This is a genomic window from Streptomyces sp. AcH 505, assembly GCF_000818175.1.
GTDB lineage: Bacteria > Actinomycetota > Actinomycetes > Streptomycetales > Streptomycetaceae > Streptomyces.
Map to the genome: position 1 here is coordinate 1,389,655 of NZ_JTIY01000002.1, position 12,178 is coordinate 1,401,832.

The window sequence follows — 12,178 nt, forward strand, 5'->3', positions numbered from 1 at the left end:
CCACGAACTGTCCAGCACCACGACGGCGTCGAGGACGATCGCACGGTTCGTCCTCGACGCCTTCTCACTGGCCGCGAATCGGCCGACCCGCAGGCCGCAGTGGCCGAGATCTTCGACATGATCGAAGCGGCCTGGAAAGCCACCCGCACCGCACAACGCGCGTGACCGCGCCGGGACCGCCGGCTGGGGTTTCCGCCCGCCCGTCCAAGGAGCGGATCACAGGGCCGGAGATGCCTTCGTCATACCGGGAGTTCCTCAAGGTCAACGACGGCCGGCGGCACGCAGACGGGTCCGTGTCACTGCTGGCGGGTACCGAGGCCGCCTGCTGGCACAACAACGCGTCGGGACCGGCGGAGATGTTCGAGGAGCGTCTGGAGACTCAAACGTGGACTTCGTTCGATGCCTAATCCAGGGCCCGTCGCGTTACTCTCACCGAAACCGCCGCGCTTTGCCGAATGTCCATTTCGGTGCAGTACCGCCCAACTGTTCCTGCCAGGCCGATCCCGGCCCCGACCCAAGTGGGCGGGTAGTGGTCCCAGGGCTTGCTGGAGTCAGGTGGTCGACCTGTGCACCCTCCGCATAGGACAGGTCAGACAGGCGCCGCCCCGCCCAACACTCCAAGCCTCCCCAAGCATCGCGACCATCGCCCAGAACGACTGAGGAACCCCTGCTCGCAGCGACAGCAGCAACTCAGGAAACTGAGCGACGACACGATAGGCAAACACTTTATCGGGGGCCAACGTGCAATTTCAACTGACGGTTGTGATGGACGTGATCCACGACGACCGCCCTGAACACTTCCCCATTGGCGGGCCATTCATCCGGGCGACCGACTTCTCCATCTGGGCAGTAAGAGATGAGGTCGACAACTGCATTCAAGCTCGGATCACCACCCACGATCTTGACGGAGAAACCGAAGGAGAATCTCTCTTGCACTTCAGCCTCCACCTCCGCCCCCAACGGAAAGCGAAGCTGCACGGAGTCCCACCTCTCAGAATTCATGCCACGTCCACTCATATCGATTGAGTTCCTCTACCGACGCCTTGGGCACGACCACTTCAACGTCGGGCCCCCCTTCATATAGATACTCTCTTTTGTTCAGTCTTTCATATTCCGCCTTTGGGATTCTAATTTCGATCACTCCTTGCCCATAAGCCTTTGCGTATTTCTCGGCAACTGCGGCGTTATTCTTGGCGAAATACGCTTGCCCATCCGGAAGACCCCCCTCTTCCCCAGGGAAATCCTCCTTCTTAAATCCGCGCTCTCGGAAATTCTTTCCTTGCGATCGCTGAGGAGCCTTGAAAAGGCGAACGCTACCTCTCGCCCCTTCTCCCGTCACGATCATACCTGCCGCAGCAGCAGCTCCCACGAATCCGGCCACGGCTGACATCGACTCGGGACAACCGCCGACATTTATGCATGCCGCGAACTTCGCACGCTGAACATCAAACTCGTCCGGCCCGTTCGTATAAGCGGCACCGCAGTTTCTCTTACTCCATTCTCCCGACGGACCACAGGATCCCGAAATTATAAACTTCGTATACTCCGCAACGTATTGGTTGGCATATTTCCAGCCCTCGGGAACCGGAACAACGATCGGCGCCGGTAGTGAACCAGTCTTGCTGGCAGAGCCGGAGTTGCCGCTACCGCTGGTCGGGGCGGTGGCGGTACCGCCCACATCGGTATTGCAGTTCATTCTGCAGGGAGCATTCTCACGGTCTGGGTGGTATATCGAGTTGCTGTCGGGGACACCGTTGGTGCAGCTTGACACCACTCCCGACATGCAGTCGGCGTTGCCCAGGCCGGTGGGGTCCGTGAAGGTGGTGGGGTTGTTGAGGCTGTAGCTGTACCCGTTGAGGGTTTGGCCTTTGGCGGTTTCCAGTAGGGGGTCGACGCTGATGAACTGGCCGATGCCTGGGTCGTATTCGCGGGCGCCGATGTGGGTCAGGCCGGTGGTGGTGTCGGCGGGTTTGCCGAGGAAGGCCTTGTCGTCGGGCCAGGTGGTGGGGGCAGTGCCGCGGGGTGCCCCGAACGGGGTGGTGTAGCGCTTGGTGGCGGCGTAGGTGCCTGCGGCGAGGACGACGTCGCTGGTTCCGTGCGGGTCGGTCGCCAGGAAGTTGAGCTTGGTGCCGGTCGTTCCCACGGTGGCGGTGCGGACGGCGACGGTCTGGCCGCCGGCGGTGTAGTAGCGGGTGCCGGAAAGGGACTTGGTGGTGCCCTTGACCGTGAGGCGGACTTCCATGTCGCCGAGGTAGAGGACGGTGTCGCCGTCTCCGGTGGCCCGGCGGATGAGGAGGTTGCCGGCGGCGTCGTAGAGGTAACTGGTCTTCTTGGTGCCTTCGGTGAGGCCGGAGAGTTGGTCCTCGCTGTTCCACGTCAGGCTCTGGGCCGTGGCTGTGGCACCGGGGCGGCTAATGGTGTTGCCCGTGTCGTCGTACGTGTACGTGGCGTTCTTGGCGCCGGTGGTGCGGGCCAACGGGTGGGGCTGGCCGGTGGCGGTTCCGTAGGCGTACGTGGTGGCCTGGTCGCCCGTGGTCAGGTGCTGGGTCTCGGTGGAGCGCTGCCCTGAGGCGGTGTAGCCGTAGGACGTCCAGTAGGGGGCGGCGCCGCCGAGGTTGCCCGTGGTGCGGCCGGTGTCGGAGCAGTCGGCCGTCTTGGGCGTCCATGCCTCGGTGAGTCGGCGGTAACCGTCGTACGAGAAGCACTGGTTGTCGGTCTTGCCGGTGCCGCCGAGGGTGCTTGCGTCGCTGATGGAGGTGATGTTGCCCGCGTCGTCCTGGGCGTAGGTGAGGTCCTGCGGGATATTGCCGTCGGTGTCGGCGACGAAGGACCGGTTCAGGCGCCGGGTGCCGTTCTCGTAGCGGTAGTTGAGGGAGACCTTCTTTGCCGTGGGGGTGATGGAGTCGGTGCCCAGGGTGAGAGTGGTCGGGTCGCCGAGTTCGGAGTAACCGGCGTCCACGAGGTACGCCTCGGTGCCTCGGACGGTCTTCAGGTTGCTGAGATCGTCGTAGGTACTGGTGATGGTTTCCGCAGCGAGGCCGGCGACAGCCGGGTCCGTGATGCTGGCGAGCTGGTCGGCCGCGTTGTAGGCGCTGCTGAAGGTCAGCGTCTGCGGGAGACCGGCGCTCACCAGCGGATCAGTGGCCGGAAGGGTCAACTGGTTGCTTATGGCGCGGTAGAGATTGTCGAACTTCGTGACCTTCTGGACGTATGCCTGCCCGGCGGTTCCGCCGACATAGCGGGTGGCGGTGTCCTGCTGGCCCTTGGCCAGTTGGTCGTAGTCCCAGTGGGCGAGTTTGTTGGCCGCGACAGTCTTGTCGTCCTGCCACAGGTCCGTCTTACGGCCGAGGTCGTCGTACTGGTAGAAGAGCGTGCGGTCTTCGGCGTCCTGGGTCCAGTCGACCTGGTCGAGGTTGGTGTAGTGGGTGTTGGTGGTGCCCTTGTCCGGATCGGTGGTGCTGGTCTGGCGGCCGAACAGGTCGTGGGCGTAGGACCAGACGCTGGTGTCGTGGGCGGTGATGGTCTTCGGCTGGCCGCCGGGTGTGTAGGTGTAGCGGGTGTGGTTGTACGAGCCGGTGAGCTGGTCACTGGCGAATTCGCGGCTCTCGGTGGTCTGGCCCAGAGCATTGGTCAGAGTCGCGGTGGCCTGGCCGCCGGTGGGAGCCGTCTGGAGGACGCGGTCTCCCTGGTACGTGGTGGTGGTGCTCCAGCGGTGGACTCCCTGCACCTTGGTCTCGCTGGTGACGGGACGGCCTGCCCCGTCGTAGGTGGTGTCCACCTGCATGGGGGCTTGGCTGCCCTCGACGGTTGCCGGGTCGTCACCGGAGGGCGGGGCACTCTTGTCCCAGATGTCCGACAGAGTAGAGCTGACGAGACCGCGGGTGTCGTACTGGGTCAGGTTGACGATGCGACCGCCGGCCGGCGAGGGCACCTGGGTCTCCCTGGCACGCAGCAGGGAGTCGTAGATGGTGTAGCCGGTGGTGTAACCCGAGGCGGTGGGTCTGATGGTGTCGGTGGAGACCCAGGACGCCGAGTCCTGCGAGAGGTGGTAGGCGTACTTGTAGTTCGGTACGTTGCCCAGCAGACGCGGCCGGGTCGGCAGCCAAGTCTGGGTGACGCGTCCGAGGCTGTCGTACGTGGACTCGGTGATCTTCGAGTTGGGGTCGGTGACCTTCGTGGCCGTGCCCGAAGCGAAGTCGATGACGGTGTTGGTGGTGTAGCTCTTGGCGTCGGCGACCGCCATGGCCGTGAGGGGACCGGCGGCAACCGGGGTGTAAGTGGTGTTGCTGGTCTGCTTGTCGTTGGTGTCCTTGACGATCCGAGGCCTGCCCAGGTCGTCGAAGGTGGTGGTGCTGATCTTCTGCCAGCTCGGCTTGCCGTCGGTGTCGTAGCCAGCTGCGCGGCCCGTCCACCGGGGCTCGCCCAGAGTGGGGCTCTGGTCGGCGGTCCAAGCCGTCGTCGCGTCGTAGGTGACGGCACTGTCGGAGATGACGTCGCCGGGGGTGGCGGAGTCGGCCGGCAGATCGAGTGCGCTCTCGGCGGTGGCGCAGGGCTTGGCGGTGACGCGGGTGCGGGAGACCAGCGAGGTCAGACCGGCGGAGGCGTCGCGGGCGTACCAGGTGCGGGTGCAGGTCTCGTCGCCGGTGACGGCGTCGTCGCCCTTGTCTTCCACGGTCAGCGGCATGCCGTAGTCGTCGTAGGTGGTGACGGCCGTACGGACGCGGTCGACCGGGCTGGTGACGGTGACGTTCGTACGGGCATGGGTGGCGCTGGTGCGGACGTAGTACGCCTCGGTGTCGGCGTAGGACTTGTGCTGGGTGGCGGTCCGCTTGGACCAGGGGTCGTTGACGGTGCCGGTCACTTCGCTGTCACCGTCGTAGGTGACTGTCTCCCGGCTGAAGCCCGCGTACTGGTCGGCGTCGGTGATCGCGGCGGCTTTGACACCCGTGGCCTGGGCGCTTCTGCGGGCGTCCGGGTCGAGTGTCTTTCCGTCGGCTTTCAGCAGCCGGTCGCCGTTCATCCCCCGCATGTAGATGCTGACGTTCTTGCCGCGGGTGCCGTTTGCGCGTCCTGTGAGGTGGGTGACCTTGGCGAAGCCGCGCCAGATCGACCACGTGCGGTCCTTCTCCGGGGTCATGGGATCGTCGTCGTAGTGCCAGGCCCCGCCGCCGGAGTACTGGTAGGTGTCGGTGACGGTGCCGGAGGCGCCCGTCTGGTCACTGGTCGAGACGGCGGTGACCGGGTACTTCTGGAACCAGTCCAGAATCGCGTCCCCGCCCCCGTTCGGCTTCCAGCGAACCGGGTAGCACGTGCGGGTGTTCTGGTCGGGGCGGGGCATCGTCTCCCCGGCGACACACTCGGCGTCGGCATAGGTGACGGCGGTCTTCGCACCGGTCTCGCTCGTGATACCGGTCAAGCGGGGCTTGGCCAGGGGCAGGATGTCGTCGCTATCGCCGTCGACGCGGTTCTTGAGGAACTCGTTAGTGAAGGTGACCGGGTCCATCGACAGCGGCGTGCCGTGCTCGCCGGTGTGCTGGATGGACTGCAGCCACAGCGACTGGTCAGCGGAATCACCGGTCTCTCCGGCGTCTTGATACTTCTGCGTCAACTTCCAGGAGTCGACGGGCTGGAAGCCGGCGCTCGGAGTGAGGGCGGCGTTCCAGGCACGCGTGGTGATAGCCGTCAGACGCTTGCGCGTGAAGAAGGTCGGACCGACATTGCCGGTGCACTTCACATCGTCTTTGCAGATCGCGTCGAAGGGCACATCAGGCCACTGGGGACTGGTGCTCTCGGTCAGGGAGTCGCAGCCGGTGTCCCGGATGCACCGCTCGTCGTAGGCGAAGGTGACCTCGTCCGAGGCCGCGGGCGTGCCCGTGAACAGGGCGTGGGCCCGCTGGCCGTAGAGGATTTTGGTGAGGTATCCGCCGCGGGTGTACCGGGTGCCGGTGGTGTCGTCGCCGAGGGTGTCGTAGTTGTTGGTCTCGGCGGTGTACCAGTAGCTCATGGCGTTGCCATGGACGTCCTCGACGTAGTCGAGATTCCACCGCCATGCCTGGGTCTTGGAGCGTCCGCTGAGCGAGGTGCCGCTGCTGTAGCCGGGTTCACCGTCGTCGTCACCGAACACGGGCACGGTCCATACGCTGTTGGTGCGTTCGCTGCCCGCACCATCGAGCTTGTTGAGACCGAACACGTACTTGGTACCGCCGCCGGTGATGACGGTCCAGTACTCGCCCTTCCCGTCGCCTTTCCCTCCGGAGACGCTGTCACCGTCATCGCCGTTGTCAGCGCCGGTGGAGTGGGTGACGACCGAGGCGTCGTCATTCTTCAGCCGCCATTCGCCGTTGGAGTCGTTCTTGACCAGTTCGGTGGCTTTGCCGTTGAGGACGAGGGAGGCATTGTCGTACTTCCAGCACAGGTCGAACTTGTCCGCCTGGCCGTCGTCGTCGCAGGGGCCGTACTTGCGCTCGACGTACGACGAGGTCAGGTCGAAGCCCTCACCGATCTGGCTGCCCTGGTTGTTCGTGTTCGCGGTGCGGCCGTCGATGCTGCCCGAGTCGTAGGAGATGGCCAGATCGGGGCTGGGACCGGCGGCGGCCGGCGGCGTCCTGAGTGGATAGTTCCAGGTGAAGGTGCCTGAAGAACCGCCCGCCTCCCAGGTCGACGAGGCCGCGAGGGGCGTCGCCTTGTAGTCTCCGCCACCGGACTTCTCGCCGGCGGCGAGCGCGAGCACCATCACCTGCCCACCGGCAGCAGCTCCGCCGGTGGTGTTGAAGTCGAGACGGGTACGCAGTCGCTGTGCGACGCGCTCGTTGGTGTACTCCAGTGGTGTTGCGTTGCGGCAAGACGCCTTACCGGGCTGGTCCAATGCGCAGTCGGGCAGGCGCAAGACCTGCAAGCGGCCGGCCCAGTCACCGCCGTAGGCGCCGGCGAACGCGGAGTAGTCGATGGCGAGGTCAGCCGTTCCGCCGCCACGTGGAGTCCTGACGGTCAGTGCGACGCCCTTGATTCCGAGCGCGGCGGTCTGCTTCCGGCTCAGCACCGCCACCTTGACAGAGGGCGCCGCCTCTTTGGCCTTGTTGGCGGGTGCAGACACCGACACCGGCAGCGATCCAGCCGTGGCTTTCGCCGTTCCAGTGGGAGGAGTTGCGAGCGTGGTGGTCGCGGCGGCCGGCCAGGTCACCGTCGCCGTCTGATCGCGCAGTGCCCGCTTCGCCGCCGTCTTGTTGACGCTCTCCTGGCGAGCTATCAGGCGTGAAGTAGCCGTCTGTATAGGCTTCAGCGGCACCGTCTTCACCGGGACCGGCTCCGGTCCATCGGGAAGGCCGACCGCCGACTGTCCCGATGACTGAACTGCCTGGGCCATCCCGGTCATGGGGCTGAGCAGACCGGACAGGAGGGCGAACGCTGCGGTCACGGCTACTCGACCGAGCAAGCGGGCTCTCAGCCTGGGAGCAATGCGACGGCGGAACGGTGGCATGAGTCTCACGTCCAACTTCCATCAAGGACCCCGAAGGGGCATGAGGTGGGAGGCCGTGCCCGAGCACGGCGAGCGAGATGAGGAGAGGCAGTCGTCCCGGCCGACCGCTCTTCCCCTATGGCGTAGAGGGGCGAGCCGGTGGACGGCGGGGGAGATCCCGTCGTCCACCCGGACCGGATCAGTCGTCTGCGATGACGCGCGAGCGGACCTGGTCGGCGGTCATCGCTCCGGCCCAGATACGCAGCCGTCCCAATTGCCCCGCGAAACGGCTGCTGTTGGCGGCACCGCCCATAGCCAGACTCCCGGCGCCTTGCTGTGGCGTGGTGACCGCGTTGTTGGAGCCGTCTTCCACCGACTGAGCACCCACGTACAAATGCATTCGGCCGCCCTGATCCTGCGCGTCGTACACACCGGTCACCGTCACCCGGGAACTCGTGTCGGCCGGTCCGGACAGATCCGTCACATCAGCCGTGGCCACACTGGTCCCGGATGACGTTGTGCGCAGGAACTTCCATACGTAGGTGTCCGCCCCCAACTTCTGCACGACCAGGGCCCACGAGGCGCCTCCGCTTCCGGCTTGCCCAGCGATCTGAGCCTCGTAACCGTCAGGTTTGGTGTTGAGGACATCCGGATTGATCTGGGCCTGGGCGGAGACCGTGAAGGATCCCGTCTCATCGATCGCCGGCCCGGTCACCGAGGCGTAGCCGCTAGTGCCGTCGAGCACCAGGGTGCTGGATTCCTCATCCAGGTGTGCTCCTCCGGACAGCGCCATGGCACTGATCGGGTAGGGCGAGAACTCACCAACCGCTGTTCCCGAAGAACTCTCCGCGTTCCAGTCACCGACCAGTTCGACGGCTGGTGCGTCGGCGTCAGCTTCGCGTGTCGTGGCCTCCGCAACGACCTCGTCGGCGGACAGTGCGCTCTGCCACACCGCGACTTCGTCGATGCGGCCGCGGAAGTACTGGCCGGCCGTGCCCCGCACGATCGACCGCCCCACCTGCAAGCCCTTGTTCGCATTCCAGGGGACGTAACTGGGCGCCGCAGAGCGCAGGTTGACCGGGCTGCCCTGGGCGCGGCCGTTGACGAACAACTGAATGGTGTCGCCCTGCGGCGTCCGATTGCCGTTCCCGTCGGTGGCCGCGGTGAACACACCGGCCAGATGCGTCCACACCCGCAACGGCGGATCGACCGTGGCCGCGTCCGACCTGACGATTACCGGGGTGGCCGAGTCCGTGGCCGTGTAGTGGAACACATACGACCTGGACGACGACGAGTAGTACAGCGCGAACGCCTGAGCCAACTCGCCGGGCGCCGTGACGATCATCCGGCTGGACGAAGCGTCCGTAAGGTTCACCCAGGCCGAGACGGTGAACGAGTGCGCGGTGCTCACCACCGGCGCTGACGCGTCGGCGTATGCCTGCTGCAGTCCGGGGTCGCTGCTGTCCAGCCACAACGAAGTGTCCGCGTCACCCCGCCGGGCCATCGTGGAAAACCCGGAGCCACCGCGGAGCGTCAAATCGTGCGTCGGCACGGAAGGATCGTGCTGCGGGTCCTCGCCCGAACTGTCCTTGGCCACAGTCTCCCCCGACCCAGGAGCGGCGTCGTCGAAGTGCCAGCGGCCGACAGGTCCCGCCGGCAGGCTCACCTGGAAGTCGAATGTCTGCGGCGTACCGAGCCGGGCCCGGACGTCGATGGCCCACACCTTCAGGAAATGCGTACCGCCCATGGTCGGGACGACGTTGGTGATCTCTGCTGTGTGATCGGCCTTCGCCGTTACGGTGTGTGCGGCGCCGACCTGGCCGCTCGGTCCGTTCAACGTCCACTGGTACTTGGTGATGTCCGTGTCGCCGCTGTTCGGCTTGAACGCGAAGCTGCCTGCGACACCGGGACCGCCCTTGGGAGTGCATGGGTCAGTCACGCATTCCACGTAGGGCGATCCGTTGACCGGGTCCTTGGGCGTGATTGTCGGGGCCTTGGGCGCGGAGGAGTCGATGGTGAAGTAACACCACGGTGAGAAGGAGGAGTACAGCTCGCCGCTGTCACCGTTGTAGGACCAATGAGACTGCGTGCGGGCGCGGTAGCGGTACTGGGTACCGTCCGTGCGCTTCGTCGTCTTCTTGTCCAGCAGCGTGCCGTCCGGCACATAACCGCTGTCAGGGCTGTCTTCCGCCCAGATCTCTTCCCACGCACCGGTGTCGAGCTTGCGCGCAATGCGGTAATTGACCTTCAGCTGGCCCTTGCTGTCATTGGCCCCCGGCGAGACCTCCGTCTCTACCCGTGCACGGACGGTGGGCTCGTCAATAGTGACAGGTAGCGGAGCACTGCCCGGATCACAGAACCCCGCTGACTTCACCCCGGCCACCCCAGGAATGACACCGACATTGATCGGAACACCCGGATCCGGCACGTAGTCCACAGTCAGCTCGGCGTTGTCGTCAAAGCGCTTCCAGGCACGCGGCTCCCCTTCATCGAGGGCGCGCAGCATCAGCGTGAGACGCGAGAACTTCCCGTCGGCGAAATCCCGCACATTCTGAGTGAGACCGCCGTTGAACTCGACCCAGGAATCAGGCTGGGAGGGACTGCACTCATCCCCGCGACCGGCTGACACCTTCCTCGAATCCATAAGATTCCCGATGGCAGGACCCGGCCACCGCGTTCCCTCGGAGATATTTCCCGTGCGCTCCAGATTGATCGTGTAAGGATCGCAATTGAAAGACCACGTCTCATGTGCCCGGAACGTGGCGTGCAGAACATGCTTTCCGGCCAGACCGGCGGGACTGAACTCGAAATACATCCGGTTCGCGTAATCGTCGCCGCAGTAGTAACCGTCCGCGTTCGAACAGCGCCCCACTCCGTATTCGCCGGAGAACTGGTAGAACTTGTCGCCGTCGGACGACAGTACCGTCCGCTCCGCGCGCGAGAGGCCCACCGAGGGATCGATGCGCACCGGGTACACCGTGTCGTCCCCGCGCAGCAAACTCAGGTCGGGGACAACAGCGATGCTGTCGGCCTCGACCTGCACCGGCAGAGTGGCCGTCGCGTCACCGTCACGCGGCTGAACGGAACCCGGTTCACCCGTACTGGACGCCTCCGAACCAGTAGCCAGGGACATTTTCCCCCGGAGGCCCGCGCCTGCGTCCTCCCCGGAGGAGTCCCACATCTTCCCGGCAGGGCCGGTGAACACCGCGTTACCGTCCTCGTCGACCGCGCGCAGCCCACCGCCGGCTCCCGCGACCAGGGACACACCCTTGGCCGCGACGGCGAAGCGCACCTCCTCCAGGGCGTCGTTCTGCGCGGCTTCCGCAGTCTTGACCAGCAGAACCTCCCGATACCCGTCGGACGCCGCAGTCAACTGCAAATCCACTCCCGGCAGAACCTCGGAGTAGGTGGCCACCGCACCGTCCAACGTCGGCTGGGGAAGATCTCCCGGCCACCGCACCGACAATGAGCTGTTCTCATGGCCCAGCCGGACCATGTCCTGGTTGTCGCCGGCCGAGAACGCCACATTCACCGCGGCGTAGCGCGGTCCGACCGAGCCGTCGGGCCGGCGCACGAGCGTCGCGTCCATGTCATGCCACGCGCCAGAGGCATCCTTCACCCGCTGCGGCGACGTCGCCTGCTTCAGCGTGTACGTCCCGTCCGGATTCGCGAAAGTCTGTGCGTATTCGCTTCGTGCCGCCGTCACCTCGACCGGCTCGCCCGACGCCGCAGCCATCTCCGACGTCGTTCGGGGCAACGAGGCGTCAGCATGCACAGCCGGTGAATTCACAACGACAATTCCACCGGCGAACAACGCCCCCGCCAGAAACCTCGCCAAGACATGACGCGTCCGCGTTCTACGCACAGGAAAACCGCCCACCATGTGAATTCACAGGCCCCACCCCAAGGACACAAAAACTTCACGACTAATGCGTAGATCCAACCAAGAAACCACACAGGAAATCAACAGTGACGCGGATCACATGCTGATACTTCGTAGGCCAATAGCCGAGATTAGACGCTTTTATGAATCGATCACTGTGGACTGTTAGGTGAATGATCCAAAGACAATAAGTGAATTCGAAGTGAATCAAAAACGTGAGGCTGTGTCACGCTCATCCGAAGCCCATATGCGCTGGGTCCAGCACCCGTTCGCCTGAGCCAACCGCAGCGGGCACGAGGCCCACCGCGCCAGGAACGCCGACCGGCCGCGGCGCCCAGGGATTTCACGCGCACTGGGACTTGCCCGCCCTGTGCCTGCCACCGAAGCGGACACCCCAGTCGGACGAACGTGTCGTCACGAGCGCGACTGGAAATTGGGGGCCGATGCGGATCGCCGACCCACGTGACGGCCCGCTCACCGCACGGAAGTGGGTCTCCGAACCGGACCCGAGCCCGCTGGCGAGATCGTCGGCCCGCCCTCAACCGGCCCGGCGACCCGGACCAACCCGACCACAGAGAACTCACCTTCACCGGCGAAGACCTCGGCACCCGCGGCCGATACAGAGAACGAACTCACACCTCGGCGACGCCCGAAGACACCTCGTCACCTCCGCAGCACCCCACGCCTGGGAAGACATCCCCGCACGCCCCTACCGCATCACCCGCCAAGAACAGCGCCACCTCCTCGCACCCGGCGAACGGCAACACACCGCCCAACTCCTCAACTGCCAGCCCTGGCAGATCGGCCCCTGTGCCGACTGCGGTGCACCATCAACCGCT

At 65.2% G+C, this 12,178-nt stretch carries 3 protein-coding genes; 1 reads left to right on the forward strand and 2 read right to left on the reverse strand.

Annotation, left to right across the window (positions count from 1 at the left end; translation table 11 throughout):
• Positions 1-230: 230 nt before the first annotated feature.
• A complete protein-coding gene (locus tag HY68_RS43120) occupies positions 231-407 on the forward strand; it encodes a hypothetical protein (protein ID WP_157874520.1) in 177 nt (58 codons plus the stop codon).
• A 584-nt stretch (positions 408-991) separates the two neighbouring features.
• Here HY68_RS43120 and HY68_RS36160 read toward each other — a convergent pair.
• A complete protein-coding gene (locus HY68_RS36160; RefSeq protein WP_347560685.1) occupies positions 992-7,372 on the reverse strand; it encodes an RHS repeat-associated core domain-containing protein in 6,381 nt (2,126 codons plus the stop codon).
• 283 nt (positions 7,373-7,655) lie between these two features.
• Positions 7,656-11,192, reverse strand: coding sequence for a LamG domain-containing protein (locus tag HY68_RS36165; protein WP_042000102.1), 3,537 nt, complete (start codon positions 11,190-11,192; stop codon positions 7,656-7,658).
• Positions 11,193-12,178: the final 986 nt, after the last annotated feature.

Coding starts and splice junctions, on each gene's coding strand:
- HY68_RS43120 (WP_157874520.1), top strand. CDS start 231: ATGCCTTCGTCATACCGGGAGTTCCTCAAGGTCAACGACGGCCGGCGG.
- HY68_RS36160 (WP_347560685.1), bottom strand. CDS start 7,372: ATGACCGGGATGGCCCAGGCAGTTCAGTCATCGGGACAGTCGGCGGTC.
- HY68_RS36165 (WP_042000102.1), bottom strand. CDS start 11,192: ATGGCTGCGGCGTCGGGCGAGCCGGTCGAGGTGACGGCGGCACGAAGC.